A 22,700-nucleotide genomic window follows, 5' to 3' on the forward strand; every position below is an offset into this window, starting at 1 on the left:
ACTCCGTGTATTTATTCCTACTCCTAAATCGTCTGTGAGGATAATTTTCATCGTTGCCATATAAGTATAGTTTTTTCCTGAATTTAATCATTTTTGCACAGATTATTTACAGTAAGGAAGATTCTAAACGAGAATTGATATTTGAGTTTGCTTCTTTGACACTACCTATTCCCGAAGATAACGCCCAAATACAACCCATTGTCCCAACCGAAAAACAAAAAGTGTTGCTTTCCATGAAAGATTTTAACACTTTTCTGAAAGAAACGATACGCAATTATGAAAATATGAGTAATTCTGACCCTAAATACCCTAACTCCACCATTAAAATTGGTTGGCAATCCATCGAAATCTTTCCTAACTAAACCATGCGTTTTGGCATACTCTGTTGGTTATTAATTACTGCAACACCTTTTCAATTAACTTGGGGACAAGTATTGGTTAAGGGCAATGTTCAAAGCCAAAATCAACAAGCCTTGAGTGCCGTAAGTGTATTGGCTTACCAAGTCACTTCCTCAGATACTGTACTCATAAAATACGCCATCACGGATGCCAAAGGATTCTTCAAAATCAACTTACCCAAATCAGAAAAAACGCATCTGATTAAAGCCAAAGCGCTGGGCTTTGCCGATGGAATTTTGTGGGTATCGCCCACTGATACTCTTCTGATTCACACCTTTACTCTTGCCCCCAAGGAATTACAGTTGCGTGAGGTTGTGGTAAAAAGCCAAATGCCTATTCAGGTAAAAAAAGATACCGTAGTGTATAGCGCCAAAGCCTTTGCCGATGGCACTGAAAAAACCGTAGAGGATTTACTTAGAAAATTACCGGGTGTCAAAGTAAACTAAGACGGCAAAATCACCGTAAAAGGAAAGCCTGTTGACAAAGTGATGCTCGAAGGCGAAGATTTTTTCAGTAAAAACTATCGGCTTATTACCCGTAATCTTACTGCCGATGTATTGGACAAAATAGAAGCCATTGACAACTACACCGAAAATGCGCTACTCCACGGCATCGAAAAGTCAGGGAAAGTCGTTCTAAATCTTACCATTAAAGCCGACCGTAAACTGAAAGTATTTGGGAATGCCAATGTCGCCGCTGGGATTCGGGAACGATACTCACTAAATGAAGCACTTTTTTCGTTGGTAAAAAAAGTAAAATTTGGAATAATTGGAAACGCCAACAATACAGGATATGACCCAATAATGAATGCAGAAAATGAACTCAATGCCGATGATAATGCTTTCAGCAGTTTTAGCTCCGCAGGCAATGGCGCGAACCCGTTATTGTTTTTAAAAATGGCTAATATTCCAGACGTTGACCCTAAACGCGTTACCTTTAATCAAGCTAAATTATTAGGAACCAACCTCAATTACAAAGTCAATGAAAAACTAAAAATGAAGGGCTTTGGATATTACTATGGTGATAGATTAGCTGCCGGCAATAGGACAGCACAGCAATTTTTATTAGATAATACTACCTTAAAAATTCAAGACTCAAGTTGGAATTTTCGGAAACCTACTTTATGGGCAGGACAACTTCGGGCTGACTATCTGCTCAACAAAAAAACGTCTGTCCGCTGGATAACCGACGTAAAAAATACACGTACCCAAAATGACTATTTTCTGGATTCAAAGAATCTTGAATTATCAGAAAAAGTAAGTGTCATTAACCAAGAGAATGTACTAATGACCCAGCACCAACTAAACATAGTGACACGACTTACTGCTAAAAATGCGTTATTGGCTGATATTGGTTTTAGTTATAATCAATTACCGCAACAAACACAAGCCAATAGCGGGCGATATTCTCCATTTTTCGGCGTAGGTACTTCTTATAATCAGCTTTTTCAAAATGTAAATAATAACAATGAAGAATGGAAGGCAATTGTTCGTTGGAAAGGGGTAATGAAAAAGAATAACTTCACTTTAGCAAGTGGGTTTTTACGGCGCACTGAACAACTCAATACCGATATTTTACTTAAAAACGAAAATGGGTTAAACTTTAATACCGATACTATTTTTAGCAATGATGCGACTCTACAAAAGGATTTATTTCTGGTTGAAGGACACTATCAAGTTCAGTATGGGGTATTGCGGGTTATGGGAAGCGGTTCGGCGCAAGCTACCCAATCCGACTTTAAAGAACATCAACGAAGCTTTTCATTAGCACAATCTCGATTGTTTTTCAATCCCTCTCTGGGGTTTGGGGTCGATTTAGGGAACAATCAAAAGTTGTTAGCTCTATTTAGTCGCAGTCAAGTCCTGCCGAACATCAATGATTTAGCGGTTGGGTATGTTCTAAATGGGTATCGCTCATTCAGTAGAAGCAGTGCTATTTTTAACACAAATAAGAATGACATGTGGTTGTTGTCGTATTCAAATATGAATTGGCAACACTATTATTCGATTAACGGTAGTCTAAGTTTCAATCGAGCTTTTTCATCCTCTATCAGCAACTATCAGCTATCTAATACACTTTCATTTACAACGAATCAACCTATCTTTACTCCATTAAACCGATTTTCCGCCAACTGGCAAGTTGACAAACTTTTGACCCAACTTTCTGTAAAGGTGAGATTAGAAGGCAGTTGGTCTCAATCAAATATGCTTAATCGAATCAATACGACCGATTTACGCCAAAGTACACTCCGCAACCTAAACTCACGTATTTATCTCATTTCTGCCTTTGAAAGCTTTTTTAATATAACATTGAGTTCTAATTGGAATGTCAGTCGTGTTTTTACCCAAAACGAAAATGCAGCTGTTAGCCAAACAAGCCTGTTTCGGCCTAACGTAATCATTTACTTACGCCCCACAAAAGAATTCCACTTTAAAATTACAGGTGAACGCATAGCTTGGAAACAAAATGAGAATAGGAGCATAACCAATTTTTTAGATGTCGAAATCAGGTTCTATCCCCAAAAATCAAAATGGTCTTTTGAAATTATTGGTAATAATCTGTTAAATTCTAAGCAAATAACCTATACACAAGTGAGTAATTACCTCATTTTTCAAAACAGTTATCTTCTTCAACCTCGTTTTGCGACGTTTTCAGTTTCAAGAATGTTTTAAACAATACAAATAAAAACCCCGAAAGCTCATCACTTTCGGGGTTTTTATTTGGGCTTTATTGCCACTCAAACTTACTCCTTCTCCCCCTCCAATCCATCCGTAATCATCTTCCGAATCATTTGGTGCGGACGGAGACCGTTTGAACGCTTGCCGTTTCCATTTCCGTAGTTCATGCTACGGTCGGCGGAGGTGGAGGCTTTCAAGGCTAAATTGTGGGTGTTGAGCATCGAGTTACGAAATTGCGTAAACTCCTCCTCGTTCATCAACTCGCGGGCAATTTCACCTTTGGCATAACCATCGTTGAAAGAAGCAATGCGGCTGTCGGTTTGGGCCAAACGAGTAGTTTCGATGAGGGCATCCAATTCATCCCGCATTTTTATCCGATCCGAACGCAGGTCATCCAAATTAGGCAACATATCCAATTCGTTTTGCAAAATATCTCTCTGCGTAGTTTCGTCGGCCAATTCTTTGTCGGCAGCCTCAATTTCCTTCACCAGTTTTTTACGACGGCGGCGCAAACGCCCCAAGCGTGGGTCAATCTGTAGCCAACGATACCAAAAATTTTGCAGTACCGGCAAAGCCATTCCCAAGGATACCGCCCCTGCCAAGGCAAACAAAATACCACTCAAAACAAACGAAGCCAAGGCCCAAGGGCTATTGACCAAACCAAGGTTCAGTTCATCGGAGCGCAAGAGTTGTTGTTCAATTTTTTGCAATATAGCCTGTTGTTGTTCAGGAGTAATGGTGCTGGTTGGGTCCAGCGGAGTAGCCCCCAGTTGAAGATTTTTTACCGATTTATTAACGGCCTCTTTTAACTTATCCGTACGGTAGGCTTCGTAACGAAACCAGCCCAAAATCCCCAATGTCACAATCGCAAAGCCTGCCAAGCCTACTTTAAACCACGCATAACGCGAACGGTCTTTTTGCGTATGTCCTTCAGTATAAGGCTTTTCGATAAGACGATCATACACGGGTTTAAGCAAGATAGAAATCATGGCCAAGCCTACGGCAAACCCCCAAGCTTCGTTGGAATTACGAATATTAAGAGCATACGCTACGATTTCGTGCGAGATAATCAAATCCCCAAACACAAAAGCCAAACCCGCCGCAAAGAAAAAGAGCCCGGCCAAAAGCGAGTATTCCGACTGAGTTAGTTTACGACGCGCCCGCAAAGCTTCGGTTTCTTCATCCACCGCGTCGCGTTGGGAAACCAGTTCTGTCAAACGCTTGGTAATTTTTGTAATCCGCTGCACAAATTCTTGCAAACGGTCGTAAGCCGTTTTACGTTTTACCGAAGTTTCTTCGATTTCACGCTCTACGCGTTGAATCTCGTTGCGACGGTCGTCAATCCGCTGAGAAAGCCAATTATAATGTACTTCACTTGACAAATAGCTTTCGTAAGGATTACGATTTTCCGAGCCTTCAATACCGCTGTTATAGCCGTGCTGAAAGTCAGGTTGGTCTGAATGATTATTAGTTGGTTCTTGCATGGTTTCAATAAGTTATGCGGAACACTGAAGTTGATTTCGTACTTGTTCCTAAAAAACTATTCCTCAAAGCGTTTGGCGATTTCACGCACTTGCCGTTCTGTCAATCGTTCGCGTAATTGGCGTGCTAAATTAAACTCGCTTTCAAACATTTTGGTGAGTGCTTCACGCCGCGCATTCAATCGCGCCAGTTCAGCCTCCGCACGATTAAGGTGAGGAATAATCTGCCATTTTTGGACACGCAATTCATCAATCTCCTTATTGAGGCGGAGCGTTTCTTCTTCCCAACTATCCGTTTTCGTCGTCTTTTCTTTTTTCAAATCAGTACCTGCCAACCACACCCGAAGGTCGTTACGCAATACGGTAATGTTACTGAGTAAAAGTTTCCCGGCAAACAAAAACAGGAAGAACACAAAGACAAACAAAGCTCCTGACCGCAAAACGGTTTGCTTTTCAAGTGCTTGTACAAACACAAACAGGGCGGCAGCAAACGGCATTCCGATTTCTTCTAAAAACCGACGCCAGGAAACAGAACTATCAGTATCATGAAACAGCGAAACCCGACCAAATAAGTTAAACATTCCCGCCAAAAATACTCCTACCGCAATCCACTGACTGCTGGAATACAAAGGCTGTAAGGTATCGGCTATCAAAAAATAATTCCCAACGCACATCGCAATAGAGAAGGTCAATCCAACAATCGTTCTTGGCAATTGATGTTCGCCGTCGTTGCTGCGCTTATCCAATTCGTGGGCTTTTTCTTTCAACTCATTGATGCGATTCTCCTTTTGTTCAATAAACAAATTTAATTCCTGAATTTTCTCGCCGTGGCGTTCCACTTCCAACTCGACATCAGCCGATTGATGCACAAAATAATTGCGGATAATGGCCACTTTCTCTTCCGATTTAGACTCCGAAAGTCCAAAAATCACCCCTTCATCACGAAGCAACGTCTCATCTTCCAACCACGAAGGCCACTCCATAGCAGGGCTTGGCGGAGACAATATCCAGGACTTTGTTTCGGGCTGAAGGTCTTCTAAAAAAGTTTTTTTTTCAGGAACAACCGTCGGCATTTGTACCGATGTAGCGGTCGGGGCAGTAGGCAGCATTTCAGCTTTAGGAGGGTCGAGCTCGGCAAAGGACACTAACTCAGGGTCTTTTTGGAAGCTATCACGGCTAAAGTAGGCTTTGATGCGATCAAAGAGGCTCATATTGGATGGTTTGGGCTGTTAAAAGCGATTGTTTCTAAAACTTGAAGTTGGGTAATAATATTGTATCTACCCCCAAAAATGGGACGAAAGGCGCAATTTAAGACGTAGAATTGATTTTTTTGCTCTCAAACAAAAACTCCCCACCAACTATTTTTGGTGAGGAGTCAACTACTGAAAAAATAAAGGCTCTTATTTTTTTAATAATGTCAAAATCGACTCTATTCCTGAACGGAGTTCAGAATAACCTCTTCTAATTTCGTATTGCATTTCAGCGAATGTGAGATTCCTCATGTTAATCCTGTGCTTTTTGATTTTCAAAAGTTTAATCTGTGCATTAAAACTCTTCATACAAGTTTCGACCTAAGAATTACATTTTCGTCACTATCTTCAATTCATCCAACTGTTTTTGATCAATTCGTGAAGGTGAATCAATCATTACATCGCGACCGGAATTATTTTTAGGGAACGCAATAAAATCGCGGATGGAATCAGCCCCGCCAAAGAGTGAGCATAAACGGTCAAAACCAAACGCAATACCTGCGTGCGGCGGCGCTCCGTATTCAAACGCTTCCATCAAGAAGCCAAATTGGGCTTTCGCTTCTTCGGGAGTGAAGCCCAGGATTTCAAACATCTGCATTTGCAAGGGACGTTGAAAAATCCGAACCGAGCCTCCTCCTACTTCTGTACCGTTGATAACCATGTCGTAGGCATTAGCACGAACCGCCCCCAAATCAGTCTCTAATAAAGGAATATCTTCGGGTTTGGGGCTGGTAAAAGGATGGTGCATTGCAAACCAACGTTGGTCCTCTTCTCCATATTCCAACAATGGAAAATCCAACACCCATAGTACCTTATAATCATCAGGATTGCGCAAACCCATACGATTGCCCATTTCAAGGCGAAGTTCGCTGAGTTGTTTACGTACTTTATTCGCTTCTCCCGACAAAATCAGCATTAAATCTCCCGGCTCTGCGCCAAAAGCTTCAACCCACTTTTTAAGGTCTTCTTCTGCGTAAAACTTATCTACCGACGATTTAACCGTTCCGTCTGCATTATAACGCGCATATACCAACCCTTTCGCTCCTATTTGCGGGCGTTTTACCCACTCAGTCAATTCATCAATCTGCTTGCGGGTATATTCGGCACAACCTTTGGCACAAATGCCAACTACTAACTCAGCAGCATCAAAAACAGGAAATCCTTTGCCTCGCACCAAGTCAGGTTCATTTCCCCCATTGGGGCGGTCCGCCGAAGCGGTGAGGGGGCAAAATTCCATTCCGAAACGAATATCCGGTTTGTCGGAGCCATATTTTTTCATCGCATCGGCGTAGGTCATGCGAGGTACTTCGGGCAATTCAAGATTTTTGACGGTTTTAAACAAATGACGTATCAAACCCTCAAACATCTGCAACACATCTTCCTGCGTTACAAACGACATCTCGCAGTCTATTTGGGTAAATTCAGGCTGACGATCGGCGCGTAAGTCTTCATCACGGAAACACTTTACAATCTGAAAATAACGGTCAAAGCCCGATACCATCAACAATTGCTTGAAAGTTTGCGGAGATTGCGGCAAAGCATAAAACTCTCCCGGATTCATCCGACTCGGTACCACAAAATCCCGCGCTCCTTCTGGTGTAGATTTAATCAAAACCGGCGTTTCTACTTCAATAAAATTCTGAGCGTCCATGTAGAGGCGAGTCTGTTGAGCCACTTTATGGCGCAGCTCCAAATTTTTACGTACGGAATTACGGCGCAAATCAAGGTAGCGGTATTTCATGCGGAGTTCGTCTCCCCCGTCAGTTTTGTCTTCAATCTGAAAAGGCGGCAATTTAGCTGAGTTCAGAACCGTCAGCGCCGTCAATTTAATTTCAATATCTCCCGTCGCCATTTTATCATTTTTGGCAAAACGCTCGGTCACTATCCCCGTCGCCTGAATCACAAACTCGCGGCCCAAATTTCGTACCTGAGTAATAATTTCAGAAGCGGTCTTTCCTTCTTCGAGCATTAATTGGGTAATACCGTAACGGTCGCGCAGGTCAATCCAAATCATACCGCCTTTATCGCGTGTACGTTGTACCCATCCGCTGAGAGTTACTTCTTTATTGACATCCGAAATGCGGAGTTCTCCGCAAGTGTGCGTTCTAAGCATACAAAATGAGTTCTTAAATTCTTTAAAAAGTGCGCAAAAGTACGGAATAAATATAATGTTTGATAAAAAACCTTACGGTGCGCTGTTGCGATAGGTTTGTAAGGTATGATAGGGAATAACCCTATAAGGTTTTAGGCAAAAAAGAAGGGCAAGCGGGATAAACCGTTTGCCCTTTTGTTGACACATTGCACTCCCCGATTTTAGTCGGACATTCAATATATCACTTTAACGTCTCTACATTTTGGTTATGCGCGCTTAACGTTAGTTGCATTCAACCCTTTTTTGCCTTGGGCAGTGTCGAATGAAACGGTGTCTCCTTCGCGGATGTTGTCAACCAAACCAGAAATGTGTACGAAAATTTCTTCACCAGTGGTGTTATCTACAATAAAACCAAAACCTTTTGTTTCATTGAAGAACTTTACTGTTCCTTTGTTCATTACTAAAAAATTAAAAAATTGATAATTGGCACGACGCCATTACAAAAGTAATAGAATAAAATTTAACGATTACTATTTTTAATTACCTTTTTTACTTTCTTTCTAAACAAGAACTTGTTTTCTAATGAATCCGTTATTTACTTTGAGAAATAACGACTGAAATTCTACTTCGTAAATCATCCAATCCCTTGAAGCAGGTCATTGACAACCACGGACGTCCGATTAGTTATTTACGGTTAGCAGTTACCGACCGTTGTAATTTACGTTGCTTTTATTGCATGCCTGAAGAAGGCATCAAATATGTACCCAAACCTCATCTCCTGACGTGGGAAGAAATGGAGCGTACCATTCGGTTGTTGGTAAGTATGGGAGTGGACAAGGTACGGTTGACCGGAGGAGAGCCTTTTGTGCGTCGGGGTATCATGGAATTTTTGGAAGAAATCAGTCAAATTCAAGAATTACGTCAAATAAATATCACAACCAACGGCGTATTAACCGCTCCGCTTGTTCCTGAATTTAAGCGCTTGGGCATCAAGTCCGTCAATTTAAGTTTGGACAGTCTCGACCGGCAACGCTTTTTTGAGATTACACGCCGCGATGAGTTTCAAAAAGTGTGGCAAACTTTTGAAGCCTTGCAGGAATATAAGATTCCAACTAAACTCAACTCGGTGGTGATGTCCGGAAAAAATACCGATGACATTATTCCGATGGCAGAATTGACTCGTGAACACAATGTCAGCGTACGGTTTATTGAAGAAATGCCTTTCAATGGCGACGGAGCCCATGAATATCAGGAATTCTGGAATTATCGCAGGATTTTAGAAGAATTGAAAAAACAATATCCTGGAATTTATAAACTGCCCGATCCTCCTTCCTCTACTTCCTACAACTATCAAATTCCTAATCATAAAGGAACGATTGGAATTATTGCTGCCTTCAGCAGAACATTTTGCGGCACCTGCAATCGAATCCGCCTTACTCCACAAGGTCAATTCAAAACCTGTTTGTACGACGAAGGGGTATTTAATATAAAGGATGTATTACGGCAGGGACTAAGTGATGAAGCTGTCAAACAAATTATTTTTGAAGCGCTCCAAAACCGCGCAAAAGATGGGTTTGAAGCAGAAGCCAATCGAAAAGTAAATTTGGTATCAGAATCTATGTCAACAATTGGCGGATAGTCAGGCAGCTGTAATTATTCATCGTCTACTTTTACGTGCTTCCAGTTCTCTCCCGAACGAATGCGATTGAGTTGGGTATGCGTAATGCCAAATTGTTTTGCAATCATTTTCAAGCGACTTTTTTCGCTTTTGAGCAATTTTTTAATCATCCTGACCTTAATTTCGGTCAATTTGTAATTACGGGTACGGGTAGGGATTTTACGATTGATTACTGCAGGATTTAGGCGGTTGTGCTCTACCATTTCCTCTTTCGTCACCCATTTTAAGTTCTCAGCGCGGTTGTTTTGTTTTTCAAAATCAAGGTGAATCACGTATTTGCAGTTTTCACTTTCGCGTTTCCCAAACAAATCTGCGACTAATTTATGGACGTATTTGTTAATTGTTTTCCCGCCAGGAATCCGAATATTCAATGAGCGATAGCCCTGTATTACTGACCCTTTAATAATTGTTCCACCTTTCTCTTCATTTTGAAAACTGCGAAGTCTGCCATAATTAGATACTTCATAACGCGGTGGATTTTCAACTCCCTCAAATTCGATAGGTACCCACTTTTCGTTCCAGTAATTAATCACTTTCTTGTCGCTCATGGTCCTATTTTGTTATTGATTTAGAAAAAATTAAGAATTATAAGTAATACTTGTATAAACGTTATATTGGATGCGAATAGAACAAGTTTTAGAAAAATTTGTTTAGAAAAATAACTGATATAAATCACATCATGAAAAAAACACTCATCATCGGCGCTTCCACTAATCCTCAACGATACTCTTTTTTAGCGGCCAATCGTTTGGTCAATCATGGTTATCCTATCGTTATGTTAGGCCTAAAAGAAGACCAAGTGGCTGAAAATCAAATACAAACAGAAAAGCCAATTTTAAGTGATATAGACACGGTTACATTGTATATTGGCCCGGGTCACCAGCCCCAATGGTACGAATATGTAATCAACCTTAAACCCAAACGCGTCATTTTTAATCCGGGAACCGAAAATGAAGAATTTGAGCATTTATTAAAAAAAGAGGGCATAGAGATACTCGAAGCATGTACATTGGTGTTAATTTCGATTGGGGCTTATTAGGGTTTTTAGTAATTGACCGGTGAAAATAACAATCATTTTTTAACCCTAACTAAACAATAGTTATTATCTACTAAACAAAAAGGGCCGATTTTGTACTTTCTACTTCTTCTGCCTCTACAATTCCTTCTGCGTTTATGTCAGTAAGACGTAAATTTTTTAATTCATTTATCAGCAATGGATCATATTTAACAGCCACGCGAACATAGTTTTCGGTAAAGCCCTGCATGAATCCATTTACTACTTCATCTTCAAATAACACAGTCCGTTCGGTTCCCAGTTGACTTTCATAAAAAGCCCGACGCTTTTTATCGGAAAGAATATGTAACATTTTTGAGCGCTCTGCTCGCTGCGACTGAGGCACAACAGGCTTAATATCAACGGCTAAGGTATTAGAGCGTTCGGAATAGGTAAAAACGTGCAGGTAGGAAATATCAAGTGCACTTAGAAAGGTATACGTTTCCAAAAATTCTTCTTTTGTCTCACCTGGATGACCCACGATTACATCCACTCCAATACAACAATGAGGCATGAGTTCCTTGATTTTGGTGACTCGGTCTACATATAGTTCACGGCGATAACGCCGGCGCATCAATCCCAACACTTTGTTAGAGCCGGATTGAAGCGGAATATGAAAATGAGGTACAAATCGCTTTGATTGTGCTACAAAAGCGATGATTTCGTCCGTCAAGAGATTCGGTTCAATGGAAGAAATGCGAAAACGCTCAATACCTTCTACTTCGTCCAACGCTTTGACCAAATCAAAAAATGTCTCCTCGCGCTGACCGTTACGAAGACCAAAATCACCAATGTTCACACCCGTCAGCACAATTTCTTTTACGCCTCTCGCAGCAATTTCGTGCGCCGATTTTACGACATTTTGAATCGTATCAGAGCGGCTTTTTCCACGCGCCAACGGAATGGTACAGTAAGCACAGGGATAATCACAACCATCCTGTACTTTCAAAAAAGTGCGCGTACGGTCATTAAGTGAATAAGATACGTGATACTCTACCGCTTCTTCAATAGGAGAATTAAATACCTGACCTTGTGTTTTGGTAGGCTCTTTGACAAAGCCATCCAATAAATCTATCAATCTAAATTTTTCGGCAGCTCCCAACACCGCATCTACGCCCGGAATTTCGGCAATTTCCTGCGGTTTCAATTGAGCGTAACAGCCGATAATTGCCACATACCCGTTGGGGTTAATGGCTTGCGCTTCGCGTACAATTTTCCGACATTTTTTGTCGGCATTTTCAGTAACCGAACACGTATTGACAATAAAAATATCAGGTTGGTCATTAAACGCTACTTTTTGGTAACCTCTCTGCTCAAACATCCGCGAAATACTGGAAGTCTCGGAATAATTAAGTTTACAACCCAACGTATAAAAAGCAACTTTTTTCATACTGCAAAATTAGTGATAATCAGGCTGATTGAAATAAGGCGAAACCGAAGTTTTTAAAATTTCAACCAAATTTCCGTCCATAAATTGATACTCATCAGGAATATTCAACACAATCAGTTGCTTTTCGTTCAGGAGATACGGAAAACGAGTCAGCAAAATCTGTTTATGTTTCTTCTCCATTACAAAAATCAAAGAGGCCCAAAGAATCATTTTTTCCGTAATTCTAATGCGGGCTTTGGAAGAAGTTCCTGCCGAACGAACGGAAAGCCCGGCCTCTTTCTTAAAAATTTCTTCTGCCGTTGGACTTCTCCACTGATTTCGACTGCAAACGAAAAGAACATTCATGTTTTCTCTCAATTGAATTCAATAACTTTGCCAGTCAAACAAGAAAAATATATGTTTGGTGCGTATTCCAAAAGCAGTTTAATTTTTCCCTAAACTTTACTATTTAAATTATTTATGGCAAATATGCGATTTAAGGCCATCGAAACGGCCCACAACCGCACCGCAATCAGCGTCACTCCTCCGAGCGACAAAGTAGCTGATTACTACGGTTCTTATACCTTCAGTGATGATGTAATGAAGACATTGCTCACGCCCGAAGCCTATTATAAAGTTTCCAATGCCATCAAGTCGGGTTCAAGAATAGACCGCGAAATAGCCGATGAGGTGGCCGCTGCCATGAAATCATGGGCTACCTCCAAAGGCGCTACCCACTATACCCACTGGTTTCAACCTCTTACGGGCGGTACAGCCGAAAAACACGATGCTTTTTTTGACGTAACTCCTCAAGGCAAAGCCATTGAGAAGTTCAAAGGGAGTGCACTCGTCCAGCAGGAACCCGATGCATCGTCGTTTCCAAGCGGCGGATTACGAGCCACTTTTGAGGCACGTGGTTATACAGGTTGGGACCCAAGTTCTCCCGCTTTTTTGATGGACAACGGGGCCGGCGGCAAAACGCTTTGTATTCCTTCGGTCTTTATTTCTTATACCGGCGAAGCCTTGGATTATAAAACTCCTATTCTTCGTGCTTTACACATGCTTGACAAAGCCGCCACGGCTGTGATGTACTATTTTGACCGCAACGTGGAAAAGGTAACAGCTACTCTCGGCCCTGAACAGGAATATTTTTTGGTGGACAAAGCGCTGTACTACGCTCGTCCTGACTTAATGATGGCCGGGCGTACTGTGTTTGGCCATTCTCCCGCCAAAGGCCAGCAATTGGAAGATCATTATTTTGGTTCAATTCCTCCGCGCGTCAATGCGTTTATGGTAGATTTTGAATATGAGGCGTGGAAATTGGGAATTCCCGTCCGCACCCGTCATAATGAAGTGGCTCCGGGGCAGTTTGAGTGCGCACCTACGTTTGAAGAGCTCAATTTAGCGATTGACCACAACGCTCTTTTAATGGATTTGATGAACAAAGTGGCCGAAAAGCATCATTTTAAGGTGCTGTTTCACGAAAAACCATTTGCCGGTATCAACGGAAGCGGCAAGCATAACAACTGGTCGATGATGACCGATACGGGAGTAAATTTGCTTGCTCCCAGCAGTAAGCCCAAAGAGACGCTTCGTTTCCTGACTTTTTTGATGAACACCGTAAAAGCGGTTCACGACCACGCCGATTTGTTACGCGCTTCGATTGCCTCGGCAGGAAATGAATACCGCTTGGGAGCCAATGAGGCCCCGCCTGCGATTGTATCTATTTTCTTGGGTGATGAACTTATTCGATTGTTGGAAACGCTCGAAAATCGCGGAGAAATTCAATTGGAGAAAGGGGATAATGTATTTTATAAATTAGGAATCACGCGCACTCCTCCTCTCATGCGCGACAATACCGACCGTAATCGAACCTCCCCGTTTGCATTTACAGGCAATAAGTTTGAGTACCGAGCCGTAGGTGGCAGCGCCAACAGTGCTTCACCGATGATTATTCTTAATACCATTGTTGCCAATCAACTTCAGGAGTTCAAAAAGGAGTTGGAAGTACGTTTGGAAACAGGTGAGAAAAAAGAATTGGCCATCGTCGATATTCTAAAAGATTACTACCGCCACAGCAAACGAATCTTATTCCAGGGAAATGGCTATTCGGAGGAATGGATTCAGGAAGCTGCCAACCGTGGGCTTACTAACATTGCTTCTACCCCAATTGCTTTAGCCAAATACATTGAGCCATCCGCCATTGCAGTTTTGGAAAAAATGGGAGTTTTGACGGAGCGGGAAGTTCATGCCCGTTACGAAATTGAGCTGGAAAACTATATCAAGAAAGTACAGATTGAATCACGGGTAATTGGTGACTTAGCCCTCAATCACGTAGTTTCAACCACGATAAAATACCAATTCCAATTGGCCCAAACGGCCAAAGCATTGGTAGAATTGGAGCTTATTGATGAAGCACAACCGTTGAAAGAACTCATCAAAGAAGTATCTCAACGGGTTTCTATCATTAAGCAGGCCGTAGATGACATGACCGAAGCACGTAAGAAAGCTAATAATACGGAAGACATCGCCGAGCGCGCGATTTTGTATGGCTCGGAAGTCAAAGACTATTTTGATAAAATCCGTTACGAAGTGGACAAACTCGAATTACTAATTGACGACGAAGATTGGCCTCTGGTAAAATACCGCGAAATGTTATTTGTAAAGTAAGCACTCCAACTGTGTCAGCAGGTTGAAAATCAGCCTCTAACACAGTTACTTACCGTAAAATAATTTCTTTTTCTTATCCATGCTGAGTTGATTTATTTTGTTCATCCTATAACAAAAACAACTCAACAATTGGATGACGAACTAAAAGCTCAATTTCCCAACTGGTCAAATTAAGGCAAGCCGTTAATTGTTATCTAATCATGAGGTTTTGTAAATTGGCTTTAGCTATTTTTACAACCTCAACTATTTTCCCAACATCGGGATAATTGGACAACAATTCTATGCTTTCAGATTTTGGCACTATTCTTTTATTCATCATCGCGGCTATTGTCCTCATCGTAGGTATGTTGGCATTAGCAAAATTGATACGGCCCAGTCGGCCCAATGAGGAAAAATTATCCACCTATGAATCGGGAGAAGATCCTATCGGGAATGCTAACATTCAATTCAACGTTCGTTTTTACGTAGTTGCTATTGTATTTTTACTTTTCGAGGTGGAATTAATTTTCCTTTTCCCGTGGGCCGTAGTCTTCGGACAGGCCAATCTCATAGCGCAGACAAATGGATTGTGGGGGTGGTTTTCTTTGGTAGAAATGTTGATTTTTGTGGGGATTTTAGCCTTAGGCTTGGCCTATGCCTGGGCGAAAGGGTATTTAGATTGGGTACGGCCACAGCCTCAAATTCCCGAAATTACGACGAGGGTACCTGCCAACCTTTACCAAAAGGTAAACGATAAATACAGCAACAAAAACTAGCCCCCCTTTTCCTGTACAACTTAGGAAAGGGAGGCTCACTATTTTCGGCAAATTAGTTTACTCCTACTAATTCGATTTCAAAAATCAAATCCTGTCCTGCCAAAGGGTGGTTGGCATCAACAATAATCTGCGTATCCGTTACCTGAACAACAGTTACAGGAATAGGCTGAGGATTACCGTCTTGGTGCATATTTAGTTGCATTCCTACTTCAAAAGGAATATCGTCGGGCATTTCGGCACGGTCAAACGGGAAAACCAGCTCATCCTGCGCTGGGCCGTACGCCTCTACAACAGGAATATGTACCGTTTTTTTGTCTCCCACAGTCATGCCCTGAATCCCACTGTCAAAGCCCGGAATCACCATACCTGATCCCAATTGAAATTCCAAAGGCTCACGTCCTTCTGACGAATCGAAGATTGTCCCGTCAGTCAATGTACCTTTGTAGTGTACCTGCACAGTATCACCTGATTTTGCTACGCTCATTTTTGCTTGTTTTTGAGTTATTGATTTGTTGGTTTTATAAATTCAGGCGAGTCTCCCGTGCAAGGATTCCCACTAAAATTAAAATTAATACGCTCGCGCAAACAATACTCGCTGTTTAGAAGGATTCCCCGTCAAAATACATTTGCCGTCCTCTTCAGGAGCATTGTACGGAATACAGCGAATGGTTGCTTTGGTCTCGTCCTTGATACGGTCTTCGGTTTCCGAAGTGCCGTCCCAGTGTGCGAGAATAAATCCGCCTTTTTCGTCCAATATCTTTTTAAACTCTGCATAATCATCCACTTTATGCGTATTGGCAACCCGAAAAGCTAAGGCTCTATTGTAGATATTTTGTTGAATTTCTTCCAAGAGTTGTTCAATATATTCCACAATTCCCTCCAACGATATGGTCTTCTTTTCTTTCGTATCCCGACGCGCAATTTCGACTGTTCCGTTTTCTAAATCACGAGCTCCCATTGCTAAACGCACAGGAACACCACGGAGTTCGTATTCGGCAAATTTCCAACCAGGTTTGTTCGCATCTGAGTTATCAAATTTTATACTGATACCCTTTTTGCGCAACCCTACCGTGATTTCTTTTACTTTTTCAGTAATCTGGTCTAATTGCTCTTCGCTGCGAAAAATCGGTACAATTACTACTTGAATGGGCGCTAATTTAGGTGGCAATACCAATCCCGAATCGTCCGAATGTGCCATCACAAGAGCACCCATCAAACGGGTACTGGCTCCCCACGATGTTCCCCAAACATACTCCAATCCGCCTCCTTTGCTCTGGAATTTAACATCAAAAGCTTTGGCAAAATTCTGACCTAAAAAGTGCGAAGTTCCTGCCTGCAACGCTTTTCCATCCTGCATCATGGCCTCAATGCAAAGCGTTTCTTCAGCCCCGGCAAACCGTTCGTTAGCCGTTTTATAGCCTTTAATGACGGGTACAGCCATCCATTCTTCGGCAAAACGGGCATAAATTTCCAGCATTTGCCGGGTCTCGGCCATAGCTTCATCGGAAGTAGCGTGAGCGGTATGGCCTTCTTGCCACAGAAACTCGGTTGTACGCAAAAACAATCGCGTCCGCATCTCCCAACGTACCACATTAGCCCATTGGTTAATCAACAGCGGCAAATCCCGATAGGACTGAATCCAGTTTTTGTAAGTACTCCAAATTACCGTTTCCGAAGTAGGTCTTACAATAAGTTCTTCTTCTAATTTAGCATCCGGATCTACAATGACGCCACTGCCATCCGGTGCATTTTTAAGACGATAGTGCGTCACAACCGCACATTCTTTCGCAAAACCTTCTACGTGGCTTGCTTCTTTACTTAAATAAGATTTGGGTATAAAGAGCGGGAAGTAAGCATTCAAATGCCCTGTTTCTTTGAACATATCGTCCAAAGCACGTTGCATTTTCTCCCAAATTGAATACCCATAGGGTTTTATCACCATACAGCCGCGAACGGCTGAGTTTTCGGCTAAATCAGCCCTCTTTACTAATTCGTTGTACCAATCTGAATAATTATCACTACGGCTGGGAATTGCGTTTGCCATTGTTTTATGTTTTACTTGTTAATTCTTTACTAATTTATCGCATACTACTGATAATCAAAACCTTAAACGTAATTTTTACACTCATCCGATACTACTTACTCAAACTCAGGATTTTGCGGGGTTTAGTGTTAAGTTTACATTTATAAAACTTTGATTCTCAGCAACTTTATACATAAAAATATACTTCTTTTTTTACAGAAAATTCTTGCAAAGATACTTTTTTCTCCTAAATTTGTGTCGCAACTGAATCAATACACATTAAATTAGCGTTATACAGTAATTAAAAGCCCTGTTTTTCTTTTTTAAATCGTAGGAAATAAAAACTTTCAAGATACCATGAAAACCTTTCGTTCACTTACACTTTTATCGGCATTGGGCTTGATGGGGTTGTGGAGCTGCAACTCTAAGCAGTACGCTACCCGCGACGATGCCGAATACGACGATCTCTACGGAAATTCGTCGAGCTCTGCGGTTGCTATGTTGGGTCGCGGGGATGAGCAGAAACCTGACTACCGCAATCTAAATCCGGACTATAAGAGTGGCCAGCAATTATCCACGGGTACGGGTACTACGAATGATTACTACGATGAGTCTTATTTGAGCTCACGCGGTGTTAATCGTAATATTGGTCCTAATGCAGGCTACAACGCAGGCTTTTCGGATGGCTACAGTACTGCTTACAATAATTCAAACTGGGGTAATTACTGGAACAGCCCTTGGCGCAGTGGCTGGAACACGATGGGGATGAGCCGTTGGGGAAGCACTTCAATGATGTTCGGATTAGGTTATGGCATGAATAGTCTGTACAGCCCATTCGGTATGAACAGCTTCTACAACCCTTATAGTTTTGGTTCTGCCTACGCATTCAATGATCCATTCTACTCATATTATCCGGGTTACGGCAGTTATGGGTACAGCAATTTTGGTTATGGAGGCTTTGGTTACCCTTATTCAAGCTTCGGGTCCTATAACTTCTATTCGCCATATTCTTATTATGGAAATTCGTTCTACGGAAATAGCTATAACAGCAATGCCTGGTACAATGGGCCAACCAATAACATTCAAATTGTAGATTCACGTCGCCGTCCGGGCACAGATTATTACAATCGTGTGGATCGCTCGTCTAATGCCTACAATAATAACAGCAACAACAGTGCACGTAATGTAAACGAGCCACGCCGCCAAGGCTATGATCCAACCGACCGTACTAACAGCAACAGTAACTCTTCAACAGGTGACAGCTATTATTCTCGTCCGCGCGGTGGTTCAAATCGTTCTTACGAAGGTTATTCGGGAACGGGTGGTCGTACCAGCAGTGACTATAGCTCAGGAAACACACAAAGCTCGGGTTATTCCTCAGGTACTCGCGGCGGAGCGACCCGTACGTATGGCGAATCAAACAGCAGTACTTACAGTAACCAACGTACTTACAGTAACAGCACTCCAAGCAATTCTAATAATAGCTGGAACAATAGCAATAGCGGACGAAGCAGCAGTTGGGGTAGCAGCGATAACAGCGGTTCTCGCAGTACTTACAGTGCGCCAAGCAGTACCTATAGCGCTCCAAGCAGCAGTGGAAGCAGCAGCAGTGGCAGTTCAAGCCACAGCAGCCCTGCTCCATCACGTGGACCACGTTAATTAAGAAATGTAAAACGTAGTCATTCCACCAGTCAAAAACTGATTTTTGTCGAAAATGCTTACGATTTTTTCAAATAAAAAAACCTCGCTACTTTTGAGTGGCGAGGTTTTTTATAGTTTATAAATGTAATTTAAACAATTGTTTTACTATCTGCCATGAGAACACATAAAATTGTATGGGGAATGGTTTTAGGTTTAACCGTCACTCAAGTTTACTCACAAAGCCGTTTGTATTCCAATACCGCTTTGCAATTATCCGGAATCACTCAAAACGGCACGGCTCGCTTTCAGGGCGTTGGCGGTAACCACGCCGCCTTGGGCGGAGATGCCAGTAACATCTTTGGAAACCCCGCCGGTATCGCGTTTTTTAACCGTTCCGAAATAAGCCTCAGCCCTACGTATTACAGCATCAGCAACGAATCGTCTTACATCAACGGCACCCAAAAAGATCAGAAGGCCAACCCTAATCTTTCTCAGTTTTCGTTGATTTTGGCAGGAAACCCACAAAGCTACAATCGCAAATGGCGTCGTACTTCCTTTGGAGTCAGCTATTCTCGTCAAGCCAACTTGAACAATTCTTTCACCTACGGAGGCCTTAACAACCGCAGTTCGATGATTGATAATATTGCCGAAATATCCAATGGTTTACCTGTCCAGACGCTTGAAGATGAATTTGAAATAAGGAGTGGCAGTCAAAACTCCATCGCATACTCTATTGAATCCGCTTTTTATAATCTGTACCAAATGGACGCTCTATCGGCCAATGGCCCTTACCGCCGTCCTGTTCCCTTATCTAAGGCTTCATTTGAACAAAGCGGCAAGGTAGAAGTAACAGGTGCCTCTTCGCAGTGGACGTTTGCTTATGCAGGAAATTATGACGATAAACTTTACGTAGGTGTGTCAGGAGGTTTTGCCCGTCACAGCTACATTCGTCGAAACAATTATGAAGAGCGCTTTGTAAATGGAGGGGCTTTTCGCGGACTCGACTATCGCGAAGACATCAATATCAACGGAACCGGTATTTTTCTATCAGCAGGGGTAATTTACAAGGCCAATGACTTTTTGCAATTAGGTGCTTCAATTCATAGTCCTACCTGGAGCAATATGCAAATGACTTACGAAGAAGAAGTAGGTGTAGATGTGCTTAACAATCGCGTACCCATCTATGACTCCAACGGCAAGCCTGTTACGAATGCCCAAGGTCAACAGGCTTTTGATCAACTTCCTGCCACTCGTGTAAATCTTGAGCCGTATGATTTTGAATACAGCATGAGAACTCCAATGCGGGCAACGGGCGGAGCCACCTTCTTCTTTGGCAAGAAAGGTTTTATTACCGCCAGTGCTGAATATGTTGGTTATAAAGGAATGAGCGTAAGTACGCAGGATGATAATCAGTTTAAAACCAATAATCGTCGCTTGATTCAATCATCGTTCAACAATGCAGTGAATCTGCGTGTCGGGGGTGAAGCAAGACTGGATAAATTCAGAGTTCGGGCCGGAGTAGGTTATTTACCAAATCAATACAGTCAAAATTACAATGTTGAAGGCAAACTTGACCGTTCAAAAATACAGTTTTCGGGTGGGTTGGGCTATCGCAACGAGCGTTTTTACGTTGATTTGGCAGGAACTTATCTCCAAACCAAAGATGCCTTTGCACCTTATCAACTTAACGATTCAAGCTTATATCAATCGGCAGTATTGAATGTCAAGGTTATAAATGTAACGGGTTCAGTCGGGCTGTTCTTTTAGAGAAAACTACTGTTCTAATCAAACACCCTTTCAAGTAAACTTGAAAGGGTGTTTGATTTAGTACCGGGGACGGGAACACAACTTTAATTGTAATTTAATGTATATCAACTACTTATATACACTAAAAACAAAACTGCTGACGATTTGCTGACGATTTGCTCTTTTTTATAGTTTTCATTGGCGTTCTTAGCTGTTGTTTGAGGGTATTTTTAAGCCCTAGCCCCCCCCCTTTTAGTTTTGCAGTAAATGCAGAATAGGGGGCCTGGGTCAAGGGTCGTTAAATGTCTGAACTTTCAACTCCCCCCCCATAGGATACCCCCCTATTTTCTAATACTGACAAAACACACGTAGAAGGGGACAAGGGTCAAGGCATACAAACCGTATGAACTTTTAACTCCCCCCCCTCAATCATTCGGTTTACTTTCGGTTATAAGTTCTGCATATTACTTTCATCTTTGATTTCTTAACCTCCTATCTAATTACTTTCAAATCAGATCAGATAGGAAATTAAGATTTTTAACCGTTCGTCCCTGCTATTATTGCTGTCTTTTTTCAACCAAACTTTAAATTCAACTGTACCATTATTTCCCGCTGTTGTGGCGTTGGTCTGAATACCTCCTTAAACTCAATTGTAAAGCAGGTGATTTACTTTGTTATTACCTTGCTTTTCTAATAGCTTAACACATACTTTCATAGGGGTTAGATATACCTTAACATACCTTTGGTGGGTAGTTGGAAGGGTTTGCAAAGGCGTTGAATTGATTGAATGTCTAAACCTGCATTAGTTGAGGTAACAAAAAGCGTTACTCGTTTACACTTACTATAAGCACTCACCTATAAAACCGTTGTACCTGCTTTACCTTTTGGTCAAGTTCTGCTACCAACTCAGCGTTACCATTACAATCAGCAGGGCAATTGAACACCTCCCGTACTTTATCTTTGAGTCGCTTCACCTGCATTTTATTTTCAAAAACTCCCTCGCGTTTGGCCTGCTCTATCATGTCTAAAATCTGTTGCTCATTACCAACTGATAACAAGCCTCTCAAATAGATTTGTTTATCAAAATCCTTTGTACTCTTCATAATTGATAAATCTAAATTATACGATTGTTGCTTTTTAATATTGGCATACCCTCCCGCCCATCGGTCAATAAGTCCCATATAAAACGCCTCATCGGTGAGGGTTTCAAGCGTTACCTCTGATCGGTTAAATTGCTTAGTTAAGTTTCTGACGTATCTCAATTCATACCTCAATACGTTCTTGCCCTCCCACACGTTAGGCAGTTGATAGCCTGCCCGTTTGCCCTCCTCTACTTTGTTGTAAAATAGCTTTACCCGCTGTCCGTTTTGGTAGTAAAGTGTGTGCGGTTGCTGCAATCGGCTGTAATGGTTGCAATGCCCCAAATAGGCAAAATAAGCCTCTGATTCTTGCTTTACCATAAAGCTTTGAGCAATCGCCTCACCTGGGCAAGTTTAAAAGGCAATCCTAACACGTCAGAAAGTTTTTCAACGGCTTGCTCTGAGGTTTGACGAGTAAGTAGCTGAAAGTTATCACCAAACAAAAATTTGGGCATACTGCCTTTGACCGATACGCCCCTCGCAGCAGCAATGGCGTAATAGGCGTCGTACCCGTCAGTATTAATAGCCGGCCCGAGATTAACGGGTTTCGACCATATTTTCCAGGTTTAGTCAATGCGTTTGGTATAATAAATATCATTGCTACCCTGTCCGCCCGTACGGTCGCTGGAAAAATAGAGAGTCGCGCCATCGGAGGCCAAAAAAGGAGTTGTTTCGGTAAAATCACCCGTATTTACGTCAACACCAAGGCTTTGAGGTTTGGTCCA

At 41.9% G+C, this 22,700-nt stretch carries 19 protein-coding genes and 1 pseudogene; 9 read left to right on the forward strand and 11 right to left on the reverse strand.

Translation table 11 applies throughout. From position 1 onward, the window contains the following. Positions 1-134 precede the first annotated feature (134 nt). Genes Q0081_RS20110 through Q0081_RS20120 form a run of 3 tightly spaced genes read left to right on the forward strand, consistent with a single transcriptional unit; the run spans position 135 to position 3,071 of the window. Positions 135-362 (forward strand): hypothetical protein, encoded by a 228-nt coding sequence (locus Q0081_RS20110; protein ID WP_298357555.1) that lies wholly within the window; start codon positions 135-137, stop codon positions 360-362. Between the two features lie 3 nt (positions 363-365). After that, positions 366-845 carry a hypothetical protein gene (locus tag Q0081_RS20115; RefSeq protein WP_298357557.1) on the forward strand — a complete coding sequence of 160 codons (480 nt, stop codon included), beginning with the start codon at positions 366-368 and terminating at the stop codon, positions 843-845. 42 nt (positions 846-887) lie between these two features. Further along, the gene (locus tag Q0081_RS20120; RefSeq protein ID WP_298357560.1) at positions 888-3,071 is read left to right on the forward strand and encodes a hypothetical protein; all 2,184 of its coding nucleotides are present in this window, start codon (positions 888-890) and stop codon (positions 3,069-3,071) included. A gap of 71 nt (positions 3,072-3,142) precedes the next feature. Here Q0081_RS20120 and Q0081_RS20125 read toward each other — a convergent pair whose 3' ends face one another. The 4 genes from Q0081_RS20125 to Q0081_RS20140 form a co-directional block, all read right to left on the reverse strand. Continuing rightward, positions 3,143-4,561: a hypothetical protein gene (locus Q0081_RS20125; RefSeq protein WP_298357563.1), complete on the reverse strand. Its 1,419-nt coding sequence runs from the start codon at positions 4,559-4,561 to the stop codon at positions 3,143-3,145. A 56-nt stretch (positions 4,562-4,617) separates the two neighbouring features. Next, positions 4,618-5,769: a hypothetical protein gene (locus Q0081_RS20130; RefSeq protein ID WP_298357565.1), complete on the reverse strand. Its 1,152-nt coding sequence runs from the start codon at positions 5,767-5,769 to the stop codon at positions 4,618-4,620. Positions 5,770-6,136: 367 nt separating this feature from the next. Further along, positions 6,137-7,921 carry an aspartate--tRNA ligase gene (gene aspS, locus Q0081_RS20135; protein WP_298357568.1) on the reverse strand — a complete coding sequence of 595 codons (1,785 nt, stop codon included), beginning with the start codon at positions 7,919-7,921 and terminating at the stop codon, positions 6,137-6,139. Positions 7,922-8,166: 245 nt separating this feature from the next. Then, positions 8,167-8,358, reverse strand: a complete 192-nt coding sequence (locus Q0081_RS20140; RefSeq protein WP_013929806.1) for a cold-shock protein — start codon at positions 8,356-8,358, stop codon at positions 8,167-8,169. A gap of 188 nt (positions 8,359-8,546) precedes the next feature. On the opposite strand from Q0081_RS20140, the gene moaA reads away from it, so the two are divergent. Next, a complete protein-coding gene (moaA, locus tag Q0081_RS20145; RefSeq protein WP_298357611.1) occupies positions 8,547-9,539 on the forward strand; it encodes a GTP 3',8-cyclase MoaA in 993 nt (330 codons plus the stop codon). Positions 9,540-9,553: 14 nt separating this feature from the next. Here the strand turns inward: moaA and Q0081_RS20150 are convergent, their stop codons facing one another. After that, complete coding sequence (locus Q0081_RS20150) at positions 9,554-10,126, reverse strand: NUMOD4 domain-containing protein (protein WP_298357614.1); 573 nt, start codon at positions 10,124-10,126, stop codon at positions 9,554-9,556. A gap of 131 nt (positions 10,127-10,257) precedes the next feature. Here Q0081_RS20150 and Q0081_RS20155 point away from each other — a divergent pair, with 131 nt between their 5' ends. Then, a complete protein-coding gene (locus Q0081_RS20155; protein WP_298357617.1) occupies positions 10,258-10,617 on the forward strand; it encodes a CoA-binding protein in 360 nt (119 codons plus the stop codon). 70 nt (positions 10,618-10,687) lie between these two features. On the opposite strand, the gene mtaB is transcribed toward Q0081_RS20155, so the two are convergent. Both mtaB and Q0081_RS20165 read right to left on the reverse strand, forming a co-directional pair. Then, positions 10,688-12,022 (reverse strand): tRNA (N(6)-L-threonylcarbamoyladenosine(37)-C(2))-methylthiotransferase MtaB, encoded by a 1,335-nt coding sequence (gene mtaB / locus Q0081_RS20160; protein ID WP_298357620.1) that lies wholly within the window; start codon positions 12,020-12,022, stop codon positions 10,688-10,690. 9 nt (positions 12,023-12,031) lie between these two features. After that, positions 12,032-12,367 carry a low molecular weight protein tyrosine phosphatase family protein gene (locus Q0081_RS20165; protein ID WP_298357623.1) on the reverse strand — a complete coding sequence of 112 codons (336 nt, stop codon included), beginning with the start codon at positions 12,365-12,367 and terminating at the stop codon, positions 12,032-12,034. A gap of 114 nt (positions 12,368-12,481) precedes the next feature. Between Q0081_RS20165 and Q0081_RS20170 the strand changes: the two genes are divergently transcribed. Then, positions 12,482-14,671 (forward strand): glutamine synthetase III, encoded by a 2,190-nt coding sequence (locus Q0081_RS20170; protein WP_298357626.1) that lies wholly within the window; start codon positions 12,482-12,484, stop codon positions 14,669-14,671. A gap of 281 nt (positions 14,672-14,952) precedes the next feature. Continuing rightward, on the forward strand, positions 14,953-15,426 hold the full coding sequence (locus Q0081_RS20175) for an NADH-quinone oxidoreductase subunit A (RefSeq protein WP_298357644.1): 474 nt from the start codon (positions 14,953-14,955) through the stop codon (positions 15,424-15,426). 52 nt (positions 15,427-15,478) lie between these two features. Here Q0081_RS20175 and Q0081_RS20180 read toward each other — a convergent pair whose 3' ends face one another. Both Q0081_RS20180 and proS read right to left on the reverse strand, forming a co-directional pair. Beyond that, positions 15,479-15,910 (reverse strand): peptidylprolyl isomerase, encoded by a 432-nt coding sequence (locus Q0081_RS20180; RefSeq protein WP_298357629.1) that lies wholly within the window; start codon positions 15,908-15,910, stop codon positions 15,479-15,481. Between the two features lie 84 nt (positions 15,911-15,994). Continuing rightward, positions 15,995-17,470 (reverse strand): proline--tRNA ligase, encoded by a 1,476-nt coding sequence (gene proS / locus Q0081_RS20185; RefSeq protein WP_298357632.1) that lies wholly within the window; start codon positions 17,468-17,470, stop codon positions 15,995-15,997. A 336-nt stretch (positions 17,471-17,806) separates the two neighbouring features. Between proS and Q0081_RS20190 the strand changes: the two genes are divergently transcribed. Together Q0081_RS20190 and Q0081_RS20195 are read left to right on the forward strand one after the other, a co-directional pair. After that, positions 17,807-19,108 carry a hypothetical protein gene (locus tag Q0081_RS20190; RefSeq protein WP_298357635.1) on the forward strand — a complete coding sequence of 434 codons (1,302 nt, stop codon included), beginning with the start codon at positions 17,807-17,809 and terminating at the stop codon, positions 19,106-19,108. 156 nt (positions 19,109-19,264) lie between these two features. Then, entirely contained in the window at positions 19,265-20,857 is a 1,593-nt protein-coding gene (locus Q0081_RS20195; RefSeq protein ID WP_298357638.1) for an OmpP1/FadL family transporter, read from the forward strand. Between the two features lie 830 nt (positions 20,858-21,687). Here the strand turns inward: Q0081_RS20195 and Q0081_RS20200 are convergent. Together Q0081_RS20200 and Q0081_RS20205 are read right to left on the reverse strand one after the other, a co-directional pair. Next, the gene (locus tag Q0081_RS20200) at positions 21,688-22,311 is read right to left on the reverse strand and encodes a phage/plasmid replication protein (protein WP_310586511.1); all 624 of its coding nucleotides are present in this window, start codon (positions 22,309-22,311) and stop codon (positions 21,688-21,690) included. Positions 22,312-22,454: 143 nt separating this feature from the next. Then, a pseudogene (locus Q0081_RS20205) lies at positions 22,455-22,700 on the reverse strand (OmpA family protein); the annotation flags it as partial.

This window comes from Runella sp. (genome assembly GCF_027484545.1).
Taxonomy (GTDB): domain Bacteria; phylum Bacteroidota; class Bacteroidia; order Cytophagales; family Spirosomataceae; genus Runella.